This window comes from Pseudomonas sp. PDM09, assembly GCF_014852305.1.
GTDB lineage: Bacteria > Pseudomonadota > Gammaproteobacteria > Pseudomonadales > Pseudomonadaceae > Aquipseudomonas.
Map to the genome: position 1 here is coordinate 63,166 of NZ_JACVBI010000011.1, position 21,045 is coordinate 84,210.

Genomic DNA, 21,045 nt, shown 5'->3' on the forward strand with positions numbered 1-21,045 from the left:
TCTCAGCATGCACCCTAACTAGTAGTCAGGATATGACCGAGCCAGAAGACCCCAGCCGTGAGCGCCTCAAGCACCACTTTGCCCAGCGGGTCATTCATCAGGCACGCCAGATTCTTGAGATATGGCAACGCCTGCAGCGCAACGAATGGTCCACCACCGACTTGTCGGAGTTGAGCGAAGCCAATCTGCGCCTGCTGCGTTTTGCCGAACGTTTCGAACAACCGGAACATACCCAGCTGGCGCGCCACATCGGCCAGTCGCTGGAAGCGGTGGACGCCAACCGCGGACGCCTGAGCAGCGGACTGATCACTGACCTCAATCGCCTGATGCAGCGCCTGTCCCGCACCGGCCTGCGCCATGGCGATCAGTTCGAACACACCTTTCTGCCGCCGCTGCGCAAACCGATCTACGTGATGCTGCAGGATCACGACCGGGCCGAGCGGCTGGCCAAGCAACTTGAATTCTTCGGGCTCAGCGCTCAATCCCTCGACAGTGTCGCCGCGTTCCGCTCCTCGATGGTCGAGCGGTTGCCGGCGGCGATTGTCATGGACGTCGACTTCAGCGGCGCCGGCATTGGCCTGAAACTGGCGGCCGAAGCCCAGGAAGGTCTCGATCAGCCCTTGCCGCTGTTGTTTTTCAGCTTGCACGAAACCGATACCCCGACCCGCCTCGCCGCCGTGCGTGCCGGCGGCCAGGAATTTCTCACCGGCACCCTCGAAGCCTCGAGCCTGCTGGAAAAGATCGAAGTCCTGACCTGCGTTGCCCAGTACGAACCTTATAAAGTGCTGATCATCGACGACTCCCGCGCCCAGGCCTTGCACACCGAACGCCTGCTCAATAGCGCCGGGATCGTCACACGGACCTTGATCGAACCGATCCAGGCCATGGCCGAACTGGCGGATTTCCAGCCGGACCTGATCATCCTCGACATGTACATGCCGGCCTGCACCGGTACTGAACTGGCCAAGGTGATCCGGCATAACGACCGCTATGTCAGCGTGCCGATCATTTATCTGTCAGCCGAAGACGATCTGGACAAACAGCTCGACGCCATGAGCGAGGGCGGCGACGACTTCCTGACCAAACCGATCAAGCCACGACACCTGATCACCACCGTGCGCAACCGCGCGGCGCGGGCGCGCAATCTGAAAGCGCGGATGGTGCGTGACAGCCTGACCGGTTTGTACAACCACACTCACATTCTGCAATTGCTCGAAGACTGTTCATTCCGTGCCCGCCGCGAAAGCAAGCCGCTGAGCTTTGCGATGCTCGACATCGACCACTTCAAACGGGTCAACGACAGCCACGGCCATCCCATGGGCGACCGGGTGATCAAGAGCCTGGCGCTATTCCTCAAGCAACGGTTGCGCAAGACCGACTTCATTGGCCGCTACGGTGGTGAAGAGTTCGCCATCGTCATGCCCGACACTGATATCGAATCGGCCTACAAGGTGCTCGATGAAATCCGTCAGCGCTTTGCCGAAATTCACTACCCCGCTCAGCCGCAGGACCTCTGGTGCACGTTCAGCGCCGGTGTCGTCGAATTGCGCGAAGACTCCGACAGCCTGCTGATGGCCAGCCAGGCGGACGAGGCGCTGTACCGCGCCAAGGACGCCGGTCGCAACCGCGTACAAGCCGCGCGAGAATCAAAGCAAAGTGCCACTTTTTCATCTGAATCGACCCATTCGGTCATAACTCTGTAACAGAAACGCAATAACTTCAGGCACTTACCATTCTGCCGTTGGTAGACCATGATGCGCCTGAAGCTGTTGACCAATCTCAATACCCTCCTTCTGGTCGCCGTGTGCGTGGCCCTTGGCACCACCCTCTGGTGGTCGCAAAAAGCCCTGGAACGTCCCTATCTATTGATGGAGCGTTATCTGGGGCTGTCTCAGCAGTTTCAAAATGAAGTGGTGCGCAACGTCGAGGATTACCTGGCCAGCGGCGATGCCCTGCGCCTGAGCAGCGCCAGCCAGGCCATCGACGCCTTGCAAAGGGAACTCGATGAGTTGCCACCAGCATTGGCCGACACCTTGCGTCCGAGCCTGTCGAACCTGGCTGAATTCAGCAAAACCGACCTGCTGGCCGCCGGCAAACTCGCGGGCGACCCGCAAGCGCTGCTGCTGCAAGCCGAACGCGAACTCGGCGCCAGCCTGGATCAACTCAGCCAGTACGCCAGCGGTAATGCGGCGTACTTGACGCCCTTGCTGGTCGCCTCCCAGCACGTGGGCAAACTGTCTCTGGCTCGGGATAAACTGGTCAGCAGTGGTCGCAGTGAACTGGCCGCCGATGTCGAACGAGAAGTCGCTAACATCCGCACTCAAGCCGAGCAACTGGACGCTTTACCGCTACTTGGCGTGACCGCCAGCACCGAATCGAACACCGATGATTTCGCCGCGATGATGGGGCTGGAGAACACCGAGAAAACCGTCGCCGAAGATGCCGGCGTCGGCCTCAAGCGGGAACTCAACAGCCTGCTCACCCGCTACCCCTCGGAACTGGCGCGCACTCGCGAACAGATCCAGAAACGCGCCGACCTCAGCACCGCGACGCACTTGAAAATCGCCGCCGTGCAGCAGTCCATCGCCGGGCTGGAACCCGTGGTGCGCGCCCAACACGGGCAGATCCAGAGCGAAGTGCGGTTGATGCAAGGGGTGATGATTGGGCTGATCCTGCTGATCGCATTGCTCATCGATACCTTGCAGCGGCGCCTGGCCCGAACCCTGACCAAACTCGCCCCGGCGCTGTCGACCTGGGCCGAAGGTGACTTCAGCCGCGACATTCAACTGGGCGCGACCAACCGCGAGCTGCATGACATTCAAGCCTCGCTCAATCGCTTGCGCGCCTATCTGGTCGACCTGGTCGGCACCATTCGCCTCAACGCCGAGCAAGTCGCCGGCAGCAGCCGAACGTTGGCCGAATTGAGCAATGACCTGCACAGTGGCGCCGAGCATCAGGCCGGCGACACCGCGTTGATCCGCGACTCTCTGGGTGAACTCGAGGCGACGATTCAACAAGTCGCCGGTGATGCCAGCCAGGCTGCCGATGCCAGTCGTCATGCAGGACTTGCGGTGGAACACGGTCAGAAAGTTATCGGCCTGAGCCTCACCGGGCTGCATGCGTTGGTGGGTGAAGTGCAAGGCAACGCGCAGATGATCGAACATCTGGCCGAGGAGTCGGCGACCATCGGCGGTGTGCTGACGGTGATCCGCTCGATTGCCGACCAGACCAACCTGCTGGCCCTGAACGCCGCCATCGAAGCGGCCCGCGCCGGAGAAATGGGCCGAGGATTTGCGGTGGTGGCCGAAGAGGTTCGCTCACTGGCGCAACGCACTGCCGGGGCCACGGCCGAGATCCAGACGCTGATCGCCGGCCTGCAAACCGCCGCGCGGCAATCGGTCGAAGGCATGCGCGCTCAGGTCGAACACGCCGAAGCCACGGCCAATCAGGCTCAGGCAGCCGACGGGGCGCTGGATAAAATCGTCGGGGCGATCCAGACCATTTCCGACACCGCCGTGCGCATCGCCGATGTCACTGCCCAGCAGAGCGGCGCTGTCAGCGAAATCCGCGATCACAGTGAGCGGATTCACCAATTGGGTGGGGATAACTTGCTACGCATCGGCGAGGGGCGCAGCCAAGGCGAACATTTACTGGCGCTGGGTGGACAGCTGCATACGGCGGTGCAGGCATTTCGGGTTTAGAAAAAGCTGGTGGAACGAGGCTACTTTTGGTGATGATCCTGCGGATCAGGAATGGATCGAAAAAGGAGCCAGGTATGACTAATGCCATTTTCAGCCGCGACACACTCTTTGTAGCAGCTGGCGAAGCCTGCGTTCGGCTGCGAAGCAGTCGCGGAACGTCAGGCAGACCGCATCAGCCGTATTCACGACTGCTGCGCAGCCGAACGCAGCCTCGCAAGCTCGGCAGCTGCTACAGATCGCATTACCGCTTAACGGATTGGTATTAGTCAGGTATGCCCGGTTCAGGAACTACTCAAAAAACGGCATACACAATAGTCACCACCTGCCTGCTGGCAGCATGCCTGGCTTACATAGGCGGGACATGGCTTATGTCTCCCAGCACCCCGGTGCTGACCGATGTAGTACTCAAACTACCCCTTGGCGAAAATGGCTTCATCTACGGTGTCAAGGATGATCGAGGCGGAGCAACAGTGCCGTTCAGCTATCGATACTATGTCTATCGCGAACTGCCATCCGACGAACAAATAGCGTCTGAACTCAGGACTGCCGGTCCGTTTCTGGTCACCCGAGATCCAGCCATAAAGGTCGATATCCAAGGCTCGGTCATCAATGTGTCGACCAATCAGGAAGTCTATGAGTATCACAGCAGCACGCTGTTTCGACATACCGACAACACCCACTACACGCCTGTAACAATCAACCTGTGCAACCACTCCAGCGGATTGCCGTAGGAGCGAGGCAACACACGCCTGCGTCCGCTATCATGCCCCCAATTCCGATACGCGAGATTGTCATGCGCCGTTTGCTTTGCCTGCTGTTTTTAGTGCTCGCCCTGCCGGCCTCCGCCGCCGGGTTGCTGGACAGTCGGCCCAGTTCCACCCTGGGCTCGATCAACAACAGCGCCGACTTCCTGCCGGTGCGCGAAGCTTTTAAGTTGAGTTTGGTAGAAAGTACGCCGCAATCAATCAAGCTACGCTTCGTCGCCACCGAGGGTTATTACCTCTACCGCCATCGTTTCCAGTTTCGCGCCGACCCGGCCGACATTGGCCTCGGCGCGGCGCAACTGCCCAAAGGCGAACAAAAGCACGATGAGTTCTTCGGCGATGTCGAGGTTTACCACGGCATTCTCGATGTAAAACTGCCACGCACCGACTCACGCGCCTTTACGCTGGCCGTGACCTACCAAGGCTGCGCCGACAAAGGCCTGTGTTATCCGCCTGAGACAGAACGCCTGAATATTGATGGCAGCGGCGCCGCGACCACAGCCTGGAGCTGGCGCGAACTGGCGCTGTTTTTTCTTGCAGGTGTTGGCCTGACCTTCACTCCCTGCGTACTACCAATGCTGCCGATCCTCTCCGGGGTGGTCCTGCGCGGACAGGTTGGCGGGTTACGCGGCTTCAACCTGTCGCTGGCTTACGTATTGCCGATGGCCGCTTGTTTCGCCCTGCTCGGGGCCTTGATGGGAATGTTCGGCGCACAGCTCAATCTTCAGGCGCGCTTGCAGTCGGCTTGGGTGCTGGTGCCGTTCGCGATGTTTTTCGCGGTATTTGCCCTGGCCATGTTTGGCGTCTTCGAACTGAAACTCCCCCATGCCATCAGCAGCCGCCTGGACCGGATCGCCGGGCGTACCGAAGGCGGCTCATTGTGGGGCGCGGCCGTGCTGGGCGTGGTGTCGAGCCTGCTGGTTTCGCCGTGTGTATCGGCACCACTGGCCGGCGCGCTGCTGTACATCAGCGCCAGCGGCGATGCTCTGGGTGGCGGATTGAAATTGTTCATGCTCGGCTTGGGCATGGGTGCGCCGCTGTTGCTGGTGGCAACCGGCGGCGCAGCCTGGCTGCCGAAGAGCGGACCTTGGCTGATCTACGTGAAAAACGCGATTGGGGTGCTGCTGCTCGGGCTGGCGATTGCTTTGCTCAGCCGGGTATTGCCGGGCCAGATCACCTTGCTGTTGATCGGCTTGCTCGCCGGTGGCGTCGGGTTGTTTATGGGCGCACTGGAATTCGTCTATAAACCGCCAAGAAAACGCCTGGGGCAATTGCTCGGGATGTTCCTGCTGTTTTATGCCCTGGCCTGTTGGTACGGCGCCTTCAGTGGCCAGACCGATCCGTTCAACCCCATTGGCCAACCGCGCAATGTCGCCAGCAACAGTCAACCGCCAATCGCCGGCAACTGGCAAACCATTACCACACCAGCCGAACTGGACCGCGTCCTCGCCGAAGCCAAGTCCTCCGCTACACCGCTGCTGCTCGATTGGTACGCCGACTGGTGCATCAGTTGCAAAGTCATCGAACACGAAGTGCTCACCGATGCCAATGTCGTCGAACGCCTCAAAGGTTATCGATTGATCCGTTTCGACATCACCGCCAGCAACGCCGAACAACGCGCCCTGCTCGACCGCTACAAGCTATTCGGTCCTCCAGCGCTGATGTTTTTCGGCAAGGATGGCGTCGAACGTGTCGATGTGCGGGTGATTGGCGAGATCAGCGCGAAAAACTTCGCCGAACGTGTTGCGAAAGCAAATGACCGGATTTAATTACCCGGTCATATATTTCGCGTAAACATCGGCCATCGTGCTGGCTATTGCATAGAACTGGACAGTCACAAAGGCTTTGCGGCATAGTCGCCGGGTTCTGACAATTGCACACAGATGACAAAGGAGCAGCAGATGGCGACCTTATTGGTTTTACACGGCCCTAACCTGAACCTGCTCGGCACCCGGGAACCGGGCGTCTACGGTGCAACGACGCTGGCGCAGATCAATCAGGATCTGGAACAGCGGGCGCGCAATGCCGGCCACCATTTGCTCTATCTGCAAAGCAACGCCGAGTACGAATTGATCGATCGCATCCACGCTGCTCGCGGCGAAGGTGTGGACTTCATTCTGATCAATCCAGCAGCTTTTACGCATACAAGTGTCGCATTACGTGACGCGCTGCTGGCAGTGAGCATCCCATTCATCGAAGTGCATTTGTCTAACGTGCACAAACGCGAACCTTTCCGCCATCACTCTTACTTCTCCGACGTTGCGGAGGGAGTGATCTGCGGCCTTGGCGCCAGCGGTTATCGACTGGCCCTGGAGGCCGCCCTAGAGCAGCTTGAAAGACAGGCAACAGCTTGAACAACAAGCGTTAAACGCCCCCTGACCGACCCTTGGGAGTTGATGATTCATGGATATCCGTAAAGTTAAGAAACTGATCGAATTGCTGGAAGAGTCCGGTATCGACGAGCTCGAGATCAAGGAAGGCGAAGAGTCCGTACGCATCAGCCGTCACAGCAAGACGCCGGCTCAGCAGTACTACGCTCCCGCTCCTATGCATGCTCCGGCACCGGCGCCTGCGCCTGTCGCTGCTGCTCCGGTTGCCGCCGCTGCTCCTGCAGCCCCGGCTGCGCCTGCGCTGAACGGCAACGTTGCCCGCTCGCCTATGGTCGGTACTTTCTATCGCAAATCCTCGCCGTCCTCGCCGTCCTTCGTTGAAGTCGGCCAGACCGTGAAGAAAGGCGACACCCTGTGCATCGTCGAAGCCATGAAGATGATGAACCACATCGAAGCTGAAGCCAGCGGTGTGATCGAATCCATCCTCGTCGAAGACGGCCAGCCGGTTGAGTACGACCAACCGCTGTTCACCATCGTTTGAACCGCGGAGAAACTTTGATGACTGCGAAGTTGGAAAAAGTTCTGATCGCCAACCGCGGTGAGATCGCCCTGCGGATTCTGCGTGCCTGCAAAGAGATGGGCATCAAGACTGTCGCCGTTTACTCCAAGGCCGACAAAGAGCTGATGCACCTGGGCCTGGCAGACGAATCCGTCTGCATCGGCCCGGCCTCGGCCGCGCACTCTTACCTGCACATTCCGGCCATCATCGCCGCCGCTGAAGTGACTGGCGCTACCGCCATCCACCCAGGCTACGGTTTCCTTGCGGAAAACGCCGACTTTGCCGAACAGGTCGAGAACTCCGGCTTCGCGTTCATTGGCCCGAAAGCCGAAACCATTCGCCTGATGGGCGACAAGGTATCGGCCAAGCACGCCATGATCGCCGCCGGCGTTCCAACCGTTCCGGGTTCCGACGGCCCGCTGCCGGAAGACGAAGAAACCGCTCTGGGCATTGGTCGCGAAGTTGGTTATCCAGTGATCATCAAAGCCGCTGGCGGCGGCGGTGGTCGTGGTATGCGCGTGGTGCACAAAGAGGAAGACCTGATCTCCTCGGCGAAACTGACCCGCTCCGAAGCGGGCGCAGCGTTCGGCAACCCGATGGTCTACCTGGAAAAATTCCTGACCAACCCACGTCACGTGGAAGTTCAGGTACTTTCCGACGGCCAGGGCCACGCCATCCATCTGGGTGACCGCGATTGCTCGCTGCAACGTCGCCACCAGAAGGTTCTCGAAGAAGCGCCGGCACCGGGCATCGACGAGAAAGCACGCGCTGAAGTCCTCGCTCGCTGCGTCAAGGCTTGCATCGACATCGGCTACCGTGGCGCCGGCACTTTCGAGTTCCTGTACGAGAACGGCCACTTCTACTTCATCGAGATGAACACTCGTGTCCAGGTAGAGCACCCGGTATCGGAAATGGTCACCGGCATCGACATCGTCAAGGAGATGCTCAGCATCGCCGCTGGCAACAAGCTGTCGTACACCCAGGATGACGTCGTTATCCGCGGTCACGCGCTGGAATGCCGGATCAACGCCGAAGACCCGAAAACCTTCATGCCTAGCCCAGGCACGGTCAAGCATTTCCACGCGCCAGGCGGCAACGGCGTTCGCGTCGATTCGCACCTGTACAGTGGCTATGCCGTTCCGCCGAACTACGATTCGTTGATCGGCAAGCTGATCACCTACGGCGCCACCCGTGACGAAGCCATGGCGCGCATGCGCAATGCGCTGGACGAAATCGTTGTCGACGGGATCAAGACCAACATCCCGCTGCACCGCGATCTGGTCCGCGATGCTGGCTTCTGCGAAGGCGGAGTCAACATCCACTACCTGGAACACAAGCTGGCTGGCGAAAAGCATTAAGCTGTGATCCATACCAACAAAGCCGCTTTCGAGCGGCTTTGTTGTTTCTGGGGATTGCCTCGGCCCTTGTAGGAGCGAGGCTTGCCCGCGAAGGCGGCACATCCAACACTGATGTGACTGACAGACCGCTTTCGCGAGCAAGCCCGCTCCCACAGGTACAGTGGACTCCCACAAAACCTTCGCGCTCGCGTAAACTTACGCGCTTCTCGCAGCCCGCCAGGCTGCAATCCATATTTTTCAAAGGTGCCCGCCATGCCTTGGCTGCAAGTCCGTCTCGCCATCAGCCCAGAACAAGCCGAAACCTACGAAGACGCTTTCCTTGAAGTGGGCGCCGTATCGGTGACCTTCATGGACGCCGAAGATCAGCCGATTTTCGAGCCGGAACTCAATACCACCCCGCTGTGGTCGCACACTCACTTGCTGGCCTTGTTCGAAGGCGGCACCGAAGCCGCCAGCGTACTGGCCCACCTCGAGTTGCTGACCGGCAGCCCGCTACCCGAGCATCACAGCGAAGTGATCGAAGACCAGGACTGGGAACGCAGCTGGATGGACGGTTTCCAGCCGATGCGCTTCGGTCAGCGCCTGTGGATCGTCCCGAGCTGGCACGCCGCGCCGGAGCCGGACGCAGTAAACCTGCTGCTGGACCCGGGCCTGGCGTTCGGCACCGGCACTCACCCGACCACCGCGCTGTGCCTGGAATGGCTCGACGGTCAGGACCTGAAGGGGTGCAACGTGCTCGACTTCGGTTGCGGTTCGGGGATTCTGGCGATTGCCGCCCTGTTGCTGGGCGCCAAGCAAGCCGTCGGCACCGACATCGACGTGCAGGCGCTGGAAGCCTCCCGCGACAATGCCGGTCGCAACAACATTGCTGACGAACTCTTCCCGCTGTATTTGCCGCAAGACCTGCCGCAGGTTCAGGCCGATGTACTGGTGGCCAACATTCTTGCCGGCCCGCTGGTTTCGCTGGCGCCGCAGCTGTCCAGCCTGGTCAAGCAGGGTGGTCGTTTGGCGCTTTCAGGCATCCTCGCCGAACAAGGTGAAGAAGTCGCCGCTGCCTACGCTCAGGACTTCGATCTGGACCCGATTGCCAATCGCGACGGCTGGGTACGCATTACTGGCCGTCGGCGCTAGAATGAGCGCCTGCATAAACCGGATTACCGCATGACCGACAGCTTCGTCACCCAGTGCCCGCATTGCCAAACCAGCTTCCGCGTCAGCCATGCTCAGTTGAGCGTGGCCCGTGGAGTGGTTCGTTGCGGCTCGTGTTTGCAGGTGTTCAACGCCGCCAAGCAGTTACTCGAGCAGCGGGCCGGCAAGGAAACGGTCAAACCGGTTGCACCGGCGCCCGTCGAACCGCCCGTGCAGCGAGCCATCAGCCAAAAGCAATGGACGGCTGCAGAAATGGATCTGGACAGCCTGGATCTGGACGAAGAGCTCGCCCGGCTTGAACAGCGGGAAATCCAGCCAACAACGGAATTCACTCGGCCCCGCGAAGACAGCCTCAGCGCTCGCCGCGATACCACCGAGCACGACCAGGAGCCCTGGTCCGACAGCCTCTTCAGTGAATCGGCCGCCGATCGTGCAAAAACCGCCGACGCGCCCACGCCAGAACCCACGATAGAACCAGGCAAACATTCGCGCACCGAGCCTTCGCTGTCGCTGGAGCCCGCAAATCTAGACGACGAGCCCGAGATCCAACAGCTGCGCCTGCACGACCCGCTCGACGCCCCGATCCCCTTTGGCAGCCTGTCGGCGACTCCCGATGAAGTCGACGACGACCTGCCCTCGGTCGAACCCCTGCGCAAGCGACGTGAACGCAGCGAACCGGCGCTGCGCGCGGAAGTATTGGAGGATCTGACCGACGATCCGTTGCAACTGGACTGGCAAAAACGTCGCTCCCCCTGGGGCCGGCGCTTTTTCTGGCTGCTGCTGATCCTGCTCGGCGCCGCCGGCCTCGCCGGTCAATACGTCGCCTACCACTTTGACGAACTGGCACGCCAGGACCAGTACCGTCCGTGGTTCCAGCAACTGTGCCCGCAGATCGGCTGCACCGTGCCGTCCAAGGTCGACATCGCAAAAGTCAAAAGCAGCAACCTGGTGGTCCGCAGCCACCCGGACTTCAACGGCGCGCTGGTGGTCGATGCCATCATCTACAATCGTGCGCCCTTCTCTCAGCCCTTCCCGCTGTTGGAGTTGCGTTTTGCCGACCTAAACGGCCACCTGATCGCCAGCCGTCGCTTCAAGCCCGGCGAGTACCTCAACGGCGATCTCGAAGGCATGGCGGAAATGCCGCCGCAAACGCCGATCCACATCGCGCTGGACATTCTCGATCCAGGCCCCAAAGCGGTGAACTACAGCCTGAGCTTCCATTCTCCCGAGTGAAACGCTCGAGTGTTACAGGCTTGACGACGGTTTTCTGACTTTGACGTTCAAACCAAACCGCTGGCGATAACGAATTAACTGTTCAGATTTTATCCAATTCAGCCTTTATCCAGTCATCGAGAGCGGGTATCATGCCAACCCTTTTTCGAACTCTCATGATCCGGCCCCACAACAGGGAAGTCCTATGTCGGCGGTACGCATCGGTCCATATACATTGCACAACGGCTTGATTCTCGCCCCCATGGCGGGTGTCACCGATCAGCCCTTTCGTCAGCTGTGCAAGCGACTGGGCGCGGGCCTTGTAGTCTCGGAAATGGTCACCAGCGACATGAGCTTGTGGAACACCCGCAAATCGCGGATGCGCATGATCCACGAAGGCGATCCCGAGCCTCGCTCGGTACAGATCGCCGGCGGAGATGCGCAGATGCTGGCGGATGCAGCCCGGGCCAACGTCGAACTGGGCGCACAGATTATTGATATCAACATGGGCTGTCCGGCGAAAAAGGTCTGCAACAAGGCCGCCGGCTCCGCCCTGTTGAAAGATGAAGCATTGGTGACCGAGATCCTGCAGGCCGTAGTGGCCGCGGTCGATGTGCCGGTTACCTTGAAGATCCGCACCGGATGGGACCGGGCGAACAAGAATGGCCTGACCGTGGCGAAGATTGCCGAGCAGGCAGGCATTACGGCGTTGGCGGTACATGGCCGCACCCGTGCCGATCTGTATACCGGGGAAGCCGAGTACGACACCATTGCCGCGATCAAGCAGGCGGTGTCGATTCCGGTGTTTGCCAATGGCGATATCGATTCGCCCGAGAAGGCCCGGTACGTGCTCGACGCGACCGGTGCCGATGGCCTGTTGGTAGGTCGGGCTGCCCAGGGGCAGCCATGGATTTTTCGTGAAATCGACCATTATCTGCGTACCGGCGAAAAACTCCCGGCACCGGAACTGATCGAGGTGGAACGTATTCTGCTTGAGCATCTGGCTGCGCTGCATGCCTTCTATGGCGACGTCATGGGCGTGCGCATAGCTCGCAAGCATGTGGGCTGGTATCTCGCAACCTTGCCGGGCGCCAGGGAGTTCCGCGCCCACTTCAATCGTTTGGAAGATACGGAAGCACAATGCGCCTACGTTCGGGCCTTCTTCGCCGAACGTTACAAGAGCCTGACAGGGGACGGAGAAGGGGTGGCCGCATGACGATGATGACCGAGACTTTAGTGAGTGGAACAACACCCGTGAGCGACAACGTGAATTTGAAACAGCACCTCAATACGCCGAGCGAAGAAGGTCAGACCCTTCGCGGGAATGTCGAGAAGGCGCTGCACAATTATTTCGCCCACCTTGAGGGCGCTGCCGTCACGGATGTGTACAACCTGGTGCTCTCCGAAGTCGAGGCTCCCCTGCTCGAATGCGTGATGAACTACGTCAAGGGCAACCAGACCAAGGCCAGTGAGCTGCTCGGGCTGAACCGGGGCACCCTGCGCAAGAAACTCAAGCAGTACGATTTGCTGTAAGCATTCAATCAAACCAGAAAGGCGCCCGCGTAAAACCGGTCGCCTTTTTTGCTGACTTCCCTTGCTTTTGATGGAAATTGAAATGACCGACCAGACTACCCGCCTGCCGATCCGCCGCGCCTTGATCAGCGTTTCCGACAAGACCGGGATCCTTGAATTCGCCAAGGAGCTTGAAGCCCTGGGCGTCGAGATCCTCTCCACCGGCGGAACGTTCAAGCTGCTGCGCGACAACGGTGTTGCCGCAGTGGAAGTCGCGGACTACACCGGTTTCGCAGAAATGATGGACGGCCGGGTGAAAACCCTGCACCCGAAAATCCACGGCGGGATCCTCGGTCGTCGCGGTATCGACGACGCCATCATGAATGAGCACGGCATCAAGCCGATCGATCTGGTTGCGGTCAACCTGTACCCGTTCGAAGCCACCATCAACAAGCCAGGCTGCGACCTGCCGACCGCCATCGAAAACATCGACATCGGCGGCCCGACCATGGTCCGTTCGGCAGCCAAGAACCACAAAGACGTGGCCATCGTGGTGAATGCCAGCGATTACGCCAACGTCCTGGAAAGCCTCAAGGCCGGCGGCCTGACCTACGCTCAGCGTTTCGACCTGATGCTCAAGGCCTTCGAACACACCGCCGCCTACGACGGCATGATCGCCAACTACATGGGCACCGTGAACCAGGCGGCTGAAACCCTCTCGACCTCCGGTCGCAGCGAATTCCCGCGCACCTTCAACAGCCAGTTCATCAAGGCTCAGGAAATGCGCTACGGCGAGAACCCGCACCAGAGCGCGGCGTTCTACGTTGAAGCCAAGCCTGCGGAAGTCGGCATCGCCACCGCCACCCAGCTGCAAGGCAAAGAGCTGTCGTACAACAACGTGGCCGACACCGACGCCGCGCTGGAATGTGTGAAGAGCTTCGTCAAACCGGCCTGCGTGATCGTCAAGCATGCCAACCCGTGCGGCGTGGCCGTGAGCCCGGACGCTGAAGGCGGCATCCGTCAGGCCTACGAACTGGCCTACGCCACCGACACCGAATCGGCGTTCGGCGGCATCATCGCCTTCAACCGCGAACTGGATGCAGAAACTGCCAAAGCCATCGTCGAGCGTCAGTTCGTCGAAGTGATCATTGCCCCGAGCGTCAGCGCTGAAGCACGCGCAATTGTCGCCGCCAAAGCCAACGTACGCCTGCTGGCCTGCGGCGAGTGGTCGGCCGACCGCGTTCCGGCCTGGGACTACAAGCGCGTCAACGGTGGTCTGCTGGTGCAGAGCCGCGACATCGGCATGATTGGTGCCGACGACTTGAAAGTCGTGACCAAACGCGCCCCGACCGAGCAAGAGATCCACGACCTGATCTTCGCCTGGAAAGTCGCCAAGTACGTTAAATCCAACGCCATCGTCTACGCCAAGAACCGTCAGACCATTGGTGTCGGCGCCGGACAGATGAGCCGCGTGAACTCCGCGCGTATCGCCGCGATCAAGGCAGAACACGCCGGCCTGCAAGTGCAGGGCGCAGTCATGGCATCGGATGCATTCTTCCCGTTCCGTGACGGCATCGACAACGCGGCCAAGGTCGGTATCACTGCGGTGATCCAGCCAGGTGGCTCGATGCGTGACAACGAAGTGATTGCTGCTGCTGATGAAGCCGGCATCGCCATGGTCTTTACTGGCATGCGCCACTTCCGTCACTAACTACACGATCAACTGTGGGAGCTGGCCTGCCAGCGATAGCATCCCCTCGGTTTAGCTGATAAACCGAGTTGTCTGCATCGCCGGCAGGCCAGCTCCCACAGAAAAGCGCCTCCGCGGCGCTCAACAGAATTAGCGTCATCCGAGGTTTTTGAAATGAATGTTTTGATCATTGGTAGCGGTGGCCGTGAACACGCCCTGGCCTGGAAAGTGGCTCAGGATCCGCGTGTGCAGAAAGTTTTCGTTGCCCCGGGCAACGCCGGCACCGCCATTGAAGCCAAGTGCGAGAACGTCGCCATCGACGTGCTGGCTCTTGAGCAGCTGGCGGACTTTGCCGAGAAGAACGTGTCCCTGACCATCGTCGGCCCGGAAGTGCCGCTGGTCGCCGGTGTCGTCGATCTGTTCCGCTCCCGTGGCCTGGATTGCTTCGGTCCGACCGCTGGCGCTGCTCAGCTGGAAGGTTCGAAAGCCTTTACCAAAGACTTCCTGGCGCGCCACAAGATCCCGACCGCCGACTACCAGAACTTCACCGAGATCGAGCCAGCCCTGGCTTACCTGCGTGAAAAAGGCGCACCGATCGTTATCAAGGCCGATGGCCTGGCCGCCGGTAAAGGCGTGATCGTGGCCATGACCTTGGGCGAAGCCGAAGACGCGGTGCGCGACATGCTCGCCGGCAACGCCTTTGGCGACGCCGGTTCACGCGTGGTGATCGAAGAGTTCCTGGACGGCGAAGAAGCCAGCTTCATCGTCATGGTCGACGGCAAGAACGTATTGCCGATGGCCACCAGCCAGGACCACAAACGTGTCGGCGACGGCGATACCGGCCCGAACACCGGCGGCATGGGCGCTTACTCCCCGGCCCCGGTCGTCACGGCCGAAGTCCATCAGCGGGTCATGGACCTGGTGATCTGGCCGACCGTGCGGGGCATGGCCGAGGAAGGGAACGTCTACACCGGCTTCCTCTATGCCGGCCTGATGATCGACAAGGCTGGTAACCCAAAAGTCATCGAGTTCAACTGCCGTTTCGGCGATCCTGAGACCCAACCGGTGATGCTGCGTTTGCAGTCGAGCCTGGTGTTGCTGGTCGAAGCGGCCCTGGCGCAAGCGCTGGACAAGGTCGAAGCGCAATGGGATCCACGTCCGAGCGTCGGTATTGTATTGGCCGCTGGCGGGTACCCGGGTGACTACGCCAAAGGCGTTGCCATCAACGGCCTGGATGCAGCCGCGACACTGGAAGGCAAAGTCTTCCATGCCGGTACTGCGCTCAAGGACGGTCAGGTGGTGACCGCCGGTGGTCGGGTACTGTGCGCAACCGCCATGGGCACCAGCGTCGATGCAGCACAGCAGCAGGCTTACAAACTGGCGGCTAAAATCGACTGGGAAGGCTGCTTCTACCGTAAGGACATTGGCTACCGCGCCATTGCCCGCGAGCGTGGCGAGAATCAGGAATAAGCCATCCATCCGGCCAGGCAAGGGCTTGCGGCCCTTGCCTGACTATTCCGGCACCGCGCATAGTTATACTTTGGCATTAACCTACGAAGGGATTTCGCCGTGCGCTGGCTCAGGATTGCCATAGGCTTCGCCGTCACTCTGCTGACCTTGCTCTGCATGCTCCCGGCCCAGGCCACGCAAGGCAGTGGATGGGCGGTATTGCTCGACGAACAGGGCGACCTGCAGCTGAGCGACATCCGCTCCAGCCGCTACACCAACCAATTCAGCCCCATTGAACTTGATCACCTCACCGCGGCCGCACCCGATGGCGCGCTATGGCTGCGTTTCAAGCTCGCACCCGGCAAGCATGAACAGTTGCTGCGAGTGTTCGCACCGGACCTGATGCACCTCAATCTGTATGTGCTCGACGGCGACCAGTTGATCGATCAATTGAATGCCGGTACCGCGCAGCTCCAGGTTAAGCCTCCCCTTCCCAGCAGCGACTTCATGTTGCCGCTGCCACAAAGTGACAGAACCCTCGACGTCTACCTGCGGCTGGTCTCCGAACACCAGTTCCGGCCTTACATCACGCTGCAATCGGCGGTCATGACCGCGGCCACTCAGTACCAGACGCTGATCTATGGCTTGCTCTTCGGCTGCCTCGGGATGCTGATCCTGCACAACCTGACCCGTTACCTCTACACCCGCTCGCGCAGCAGCCTCTGGCTGGCAGCGTGCGAAGGGCTGCTGATGCTCAGCCTGGTGTTGCTGCTGAACCTGGCCCGGCCATGGTTACCGAACTGGTCCGTCGTGCAAACACCCGGTGCCTACCTCGCCTTGCTGATGACCGCGCCTTGCGGCCTGATGTTCGCCTACCGTTTCTTCGCCCCGCTCGGCCCTCACCCGTTGAACAAGCTGCTGCTGGGGAACATTCTGTTCATCATGGTGTGCGGCCTGCTGTTGCTGTTCGTCAACACACTGCCGCTGAACCTGATCACGTATGGGCTGGTTGCTCTGGCCGGTCTGAGCATGTTGTTCGTCAGCGCCCATCACTGGCAAAAAGGTTATCGCCCGGCGCGTCTGTTCGTGGCGGCCATGGTGGTGTTCAACCTCGGCACATTGATTATTCTGCCGGCACTGCAGGGTCTGACCCTGGTCGCGCCACAAAGCCTGATCATTATTCTGCTGGTGTTTATCTGTATCAGTGGTCTGTTGATGAGTATTGCCTTGGGCGAGCGACAGCGCAGCATCACCGAAGACCGTTTCAGCGTCAGTCGCGACCTGGCCGCCAGCAACGCCGAAATCAATGCCAAGGCCGAATTTCTGGCGAAGATCAGCCACGAAATCCGCACACCGATGAATGGTGTGCTGGGCATGACCGAATTGCTGCTGGGCACGCCGCTGTCGGTCAAGCAACGCGACTATGTGCAGACCATCCATAGCGCCGGCAACGAGCTACTGACACTGATCAACGAAATTCTCGACATCTCCAAACTCGAGTCCGGGCAGATCGAACTGGACGACGTGCAGTTCGACCTCAACGCCCTGATCGAAGATTGCCTGAGCATCTTCCGCGCCAAGGCTGAACAGCAGAACGTCGAGCTGATCAGCTTTATCCAGCCGCAGGTGCCACGCGTCATCAGCGGAGATCCCACGCGCCTGCGCCAGACCCTGTTGAGCCTGCTGGAAAACGCCCTGAAGAAAACCGACGAAGGCGAGATCCTGATCGTCGTCGCCCTGGATGAACGCAGCGCCAAACCGCGGCTGCGCATCGCTGTGCAAGACAGCGGCCAGCCCATGGAGGCGGAAGAACGCGACGCGTTGATGCATGCCGAACTGCACAGCAAACACTTCCTCTCGGCCACCAGCCTGGGGGGCAATCTTGGACTGGTCATCGCCCGTCAGCTGATCCGTTTGATGCAAGGCGAGTTCGGCATCAAGAGCGGCGCCAACCAGGGCAGCACGTTGTGGCTGACCCTGCCGCTGGACCCGGACCGTCTCGAACATCCGACCTCGGACCTGGACGGTCCGCTGCAAGGCGCACGCGTATTGGTCGTGGACGACAACGACACTTGTCGCAAGGTGCTGGTGCAGCAGTGCAGCGCCTGGGGCCTGAATGTCAGTGCCGTGCCGTCCGGCAAGGAGGCTTTGGCGCTGCTGCGCACCAAGGCTCATTTGCGCGATTACTTCGACGTGGTCCTGCTGGATCAGAACATGCCTGGCATGACCGGCATGCAGCTCGCGGCCAAGATCAAGGAAGACCCGAGCCTGAACCATGACATTCTGCTGATCATGCTCACCGGCATCAGCAACGCCCCGAGCAAAATCATCGCGCGCAACTGCGGGATCAAGCGAATTCTCGCCAAACCGGTGGCCGGCTATACACTCAAGACCACGCTGGCGGACGAGCTGAACCAGCGCAATAAAGGCCCCTCCGTTTCGCAGCAACTGCCCACCGGCCCTACCCTTCCGGTCAAGGTGCCCAGCGATTTCCGCATTCTGGTGGCCGAAGACAACAGCATCTCGACCAAGGTCATACGTGGCATGCTGGGCAAACTCAATCTGCAACCGGACACCGCCAGCAATGGCGAAGAAGCCCTGCTGGCGATGAAAGCCCAGCGTTACGACCTGGTGCTGATGGACTGTGAAATGCCGATCCTCGACGGTTTCTCTGCCACTCAGCAACTGCGTGCCTGGGAAGTCGGCAACCAGCGGATTCGCACCCCCGTGGTGGCGTTGACCGCACACATCCTCGCCGAGCACAAAGAGCGCGCGCGCCAGGCGGGCATGGACGGGCACATGGCCAAACCGGTCGAGCTGTCACAACTGCGCGACCTGATCGAGCACTGGGTTGCCCAACGTGATCAGCAGAATCGTACGGCTTCGACGTTCTGACGATGCAGTCCGGTGCCCGAAAGTGGTTTCAACAATCGGGCAGGACGTATCACTCCCCCATATCGACCTTCTCGACCAGCAGCGCCACGTTGTCCGCCAATCGATTCCCGAGCTTGTGGGTAATCGCCTCGCGGGATAACGCGTAAAGGGTTTCGGACAGATTCGCCCGTGCGTATCGCACGCACACCTGACCTTCTACTTCTTCGACCTCAAAACGCTGCGACCACGGATTCAGGGTCAGCTCCTGCCGGGTCTTGAATTCGAGATAAATGCTGCTGATCGAGGTCGGGCTTTGCCCCACAATCGCCAGCAGGCGCACGGCCTTGAGCGGTAAACAAGGTTCTTGCATCTCCTCTTCGCAACGCTGCTCGGGCCATATCTGGAAGGCAGGGACATAACACGGCAATTGCGCCGCATATGCCAAAAAACCGCCAAGAGCATGATCTTCGCTACCGCTATTTGCCATTGCGGCCGAGGCCCATTCAAGCGCTGAAGAGGCGTTTAGCCCGTTGAGAGAAAAGTCCTGGCGAAACTTCAAGTTGCGGATCCAGAAATCATCCAGCACCGCAACATAAGCGTCATACCAGCTTTCGACTTTCATTCTTTCGATTTTTTTGTTGGCAACCAATTGCGCCAGCAGACTTGAATGTACGACATCATCATAAGCCGATATTTTTTCAATATCCGACAAAGCAACAACGGCGTTACCCACCGTTAACAAGCTGTATAACTGAGCCATAGCAAACCCTCAATGAAAAAAGGGCGACCGAGAAGCGACCGCCCTTTTAAAACATTCGATCAGATCTCGTAGTCTTCGATCTTGGTTTTCGCATTCAAGCCAAGTTTTGTACGAATCGTGTCGCGGGTTTGCTCGACAATGGAAGGCACTTTCCTGAAGACTGAGTCACCACGATACAGTTTCACCTCACGGGAGTCCCAACCCATGAACAGCACTTGCGTTTCGGTGTTCTTGCGGATGAAACGAACAGTACCCAATGCCATGGTGACTTCACCGTTGACTTCGGTGCAGGTGCCGGCCGCCATACCACCCACACCGTGGTCCAGCATGTTGCGCTCATACAGGGTCAATGCGGTTTCGCGCTTTTTCAATGCGGTGATTGCATCGCCTGCCACCTTCAGCATCAGGACGGAGGCCGAGCCAGGCACGGCAAGCCCGGCAACCACACTGCTGAGGATCTCCAGCACCAATTGATCCATCCGTACGGTGTTACCGCTGATATTCATGTCGTTGTAGTACTTACTGGTCGGCAGCCAGCCTGCATTGGTCATGACTTCCAGGAACTGGTAATACCATTCCTTGCCCTGATACTCGTACGGGTACTTTTTGTTTGCGACCAGACTCGCGAATAGAAAGGCGTGTTGAACATCTTCCCGATTTTGCTCACTCAGGTTGCCGGTAAAGGACAAGATGCCCTCACCCACGATGGAACCTTTGCCGGGCTCATCGACAACCGGCACCGAAAAACTGCGAGGGCGCATAACTTCAGCGCCGTCCAGCTCATAACTTTCCAAACGATGAATACATTCGGCTACAGTGCAATCTTCGACATCATGAACATTCATTAGCAATTCCTTATTAATTAAAACAGGCTCCTCTTGAACCCGCAAAACAACAATAACCAAAGAAAGAAAAAACGACAAACAAGAACATGTAACTTGTTAATATCAACATTTCGTCAACTAACAAACTTCTACCTCAACAACTTACATTTACCCCCCGTTTCCTCACGCCATCCCCCCAAACATTAAACCGACTGATAGACTCCGTTCTGCCCATCTGCCGCTACGAGCCGAAATCATGCTCCACGTGTTGTTCAGCGTTTACCTGAAGATGCTGGTGCTCTACAGCCCGTTCTTCGTGTTGTCCTGCTTCATCAGCCTGACCCGCGGTTATTCGCGCAAGGAGCAGCGACGCCTGGCCTGGAAAGTAGCGGTCGCCACGCTGGTTTCCAGCGTTTTGCTATACCTGTTCGGGCGGGTCATATTCAGTGTCTTCGGCATTACCGTAGACGCGTTCCGTATCGGTGCCGGCAGCGTGCTGTTCATCTCGGCACTCGGCATGGCTCAAGGCAAGTCGGCGGTGCAGACCGACAACGTGCAACAGGACGTGACCATCGTCCCGCTGACCATCCCCCTGACGGTCGGCCCCGGTACCATCGGAGCTCTGCTGGTCATGGGCGTAAGTCAGCCCCACTGGGATGACAAGCTGACGGCCATCCTCAGCATTGCGCTGGCCAGTTTCACCGTCGGCGTGGTGCTTTATCTGTCCAGCCGAATAGAACGGATTCTTGGCGATCAGGGCCTGCAGATTGTCAGCCGGTTAATGGGGTTGTTCGTTTGTGCGCTGGCGGCACAGATTATTTTTACCGGGGTGAAGGGCTATCTGGTTCCCTGACCCGACAGGC

The 21,045-nt window shown here is 59.4% G+C and carries 16 protein-coding genes and 1 pseudogene; 15 read left to right on the plus strand and 2 right to left on the minus strand.

Translation table 11 applies throughout. The features are described 5' to 3' along the window. The first annotated feature begins 32 nt into the window (after positions 1 to 32). The 14 genes and pseudogenes from gcbA (at position 33) to IB250_RS24115 (ending at position 18,619) form a co-directional block, all read left to right on the plus strand. Entirely contained in the window at positions 33 to 1,703 is a 1,671-nt protein-coding gene (gene gcbA, locus IB250_RS24050; protein ID WP_192345848.1) for a diguanylate cyclase GcbA, read from the plus strand. 1,491 nt (positions 1,704 to 3,194) lie between these two features. Continuing rightward, positions 3,195 to 3,701, plus strand: a pseudogene (locus tag IB250_RS29110) (methyl-accepting chemotaxis protein); the annotation flags it as partial. Positions 3,702 to 4,069: 368 nt separating this feature from the next. Further along, the gene (locus IB250_RS24060; RefSeq protein WP_225603800.1) at positions 4,070 to 4,432 is read left to right on the plus strand and encodes a hypothetical protein; all 363 of its coding nucleotides are present in this window, start codon (positions 4,070 to 4,072) and stop codon (positions 4,430 to 4,432) included. A gap of 62 nt (positions 4,433 to 4,494) precedes the next feature. Continuing rightward, a complete protein-coding gene (locus IB250_RS24065; protein ID WP_192345852.1) occupies positions 4,495 to 6,234 on the plus strand; it encodes a protein-disulfide reductase DsbD in 1,740 nt (579 codons plus the stop codon). A gap of 132 nt (positions 6,235 to 6,366) precedes the next feature. Continuing rightward, the gene (aroQ, locus tag IB250_RS24070; protein ID WP_123500889.1) at positions 6,367 to 6,819 is read left to right on the plus strand and encodes a type II 3-dehydroquinate dehydratase; all 453 of its coding nucleotides are present in this window, start codon (positions 6,367 to 6,369) and stop codon (positions 6,817 to 6,819) included. Positions 6,820 to 6,868: 49 nt separating this feature from the next. Next, positions 6,869 to 7,336, plus strand: coding sequence for an acetyl-CoA carboxylase biotin carboxyl carrier protein (accB, locus tag IB250_RS24075; RefSeq protein ID WP_008069033.1), 468 nt, complete (start codon positions 6,869 to 6,871; stop codon positions 7,334 to 7,336). A gap of 17 nt (positions 7,337 to 7,353) precedes the next feature. Further along, positions 7,354 to 8,712 carry an acetyl-CoA carboxylase biotin carboxylase subunit gene (gene accC, locus IB250_RS24080; protein ID WP_008069032.1) on the plus strand — a complete coding sequence of 453 codons (1,359 nt, stop codon included), beginning with the start codon at positions 7,354 to 7,356 and terminating at the stop codon, positions 8,710 to 8,712. 252 nt (positions 8,713 to 8,964) lie between these two features. Then, on the plus strand, positions 8,965 to 9,843 hold the full coding sequence (gene prmA / locus IB250_RS24085) for a 50S ribosomal protein L11 methyltransferase (protein WP_192345855.1): 879 nt from the start codon (positions 8,965 to 8,967) through the stop codon (positions 9,841 to 9,843). A 30-nt stretch (positions 9,844 to 9,873) separates the two neighbouring features. Then, positions 9,874 to 11,094: a DUF3426 domain-containing protein gene (locus IB250_RS24090; RefSeq protein ID WP_192345857.1), complete on the plus strand. Its 1,221-nt coding sequence runs from the start codon at positions 9,874 to 9,876 to the stop codon at positions 11,092 to 11,094. Positions 11,095 to 11,278: 184 nt separating this feature from the next. Next, positions 11,279 to 12,289, plus strand: a complete 1,011-nt coding sequence (gene dusB / locus IB250_RS24095) for a tRNA dihydrouridine synthase DusB (protein WP_007907421.1) — start codon at positions 11,279 to 11,281, stop codon at positions 12,287 to 12,289. Further along, positions 12,286 to 12,606, plus strand: coding sequence for a DNA-binding transcriptional regulator Fis (fis, locus tag IB250_RS24100; RefSeq protein ID WP_030128251.1), 321 nt, complete (start codon positions 12,286 to 12,288; stop codon positions 12,604 to 12,606). Before dusB ends, fis begins: the two co-directional genes overlap by 4 nt. 82 nt (positions 12,607 to 12,688) lie before the next feature. Further along, positions 12,689 to 14,296 carry a bifunctional phosphoribosylaminoimidazolecarboxamide formyltransferase/IMP cyclohydrolase gene (gene purH, locus IB250_RS24105; RefSeq protein ID WP_192345859.1) on the plus strand — a complete coding sequence of 536 codons (1,608 nt, stop codon included), beginning with the start codon at positions 12,689 to 12,691 and terminating at the stop codon, positions 14,294 to 14,296. Between the two features lie 153 nt (positions 14,297 to 14,449). After that, positions 14,450 to 15,745, plus strand: a complete 1,296-nt coding sequence (purD, locus tag IB250_RS24110) for a phosphoribosylamine--glycine ligase (RefSeq protein WP_123500880.1) — start codon at positions 14,450 to 14,452, stop codon at positions 15,743 to 15,745. A gap of 99 nt (positions 15,746 to 15,844) precedes the next feature. After that, positions 15,845 to 18,619: a hybrid sensor histidine kinase/response regulator gene (locus tag IB250_RS24115; RefSeq protein ID WP_192345860.1), complete on the plus strand. Its 2,775-nt coding sequence runs from the start codon at positions 15,845 to 15,847 to the stop codon at positions 18,617 to 18,619. Between the two features lie 49 nt (positions 18,620 to 18,668). Here IB250_RS24115 and IB250_RS24120 read toward each other — a convergent pair whose 3' ends face one another. Both IB250_RS24120 and IB250_RS24125 read right to left on the minus strand, forming a co-directional pair. Further along, positions 18,669 to 19,358: a hypothetical protein gene (locus tag IB250_RS24120; RefSeq protein ID WP_192345863.1), complete on the minus strand. Its 690-nt coding sequence runs from the start codon at positions 19,356 to 19,358 to the stop codon at positions 18,669 to 18,671. Positions 19,359 to 19,417: 59 nt separating this feature from the next. Then, the gene (locus tag IB250_RS24125; protein ID WP_192345865.1) at positions 19,418 to 20,203 is read right to left on the minus strand and encodes a hypothetical protein; all 786 of its coding nucleotides are present in this window, start codon (positions 20,201 to 20,203) and stop codon (positions 19,418 to 19,420) included. A gap of 235 nt (positions 20,204 to 20,438) precedes the next feature. Between IB250_RS24125 and IB250_RS24130 the strand changes: the two genes are divergently transcribed. Then, positions 20,439 to 21,035, plus strand: a complete 597-nt coding sequence (locus tag IB250_RS24130; protein ID WP_008069021.1) for a MarC family protein — start codon at positions 20,439 to 20,441, stop codon at positions 21,033 to 21,035. The last annotated feature ends 10 nt before the right edge of the window (positions 21,036 to 21,045 follow it).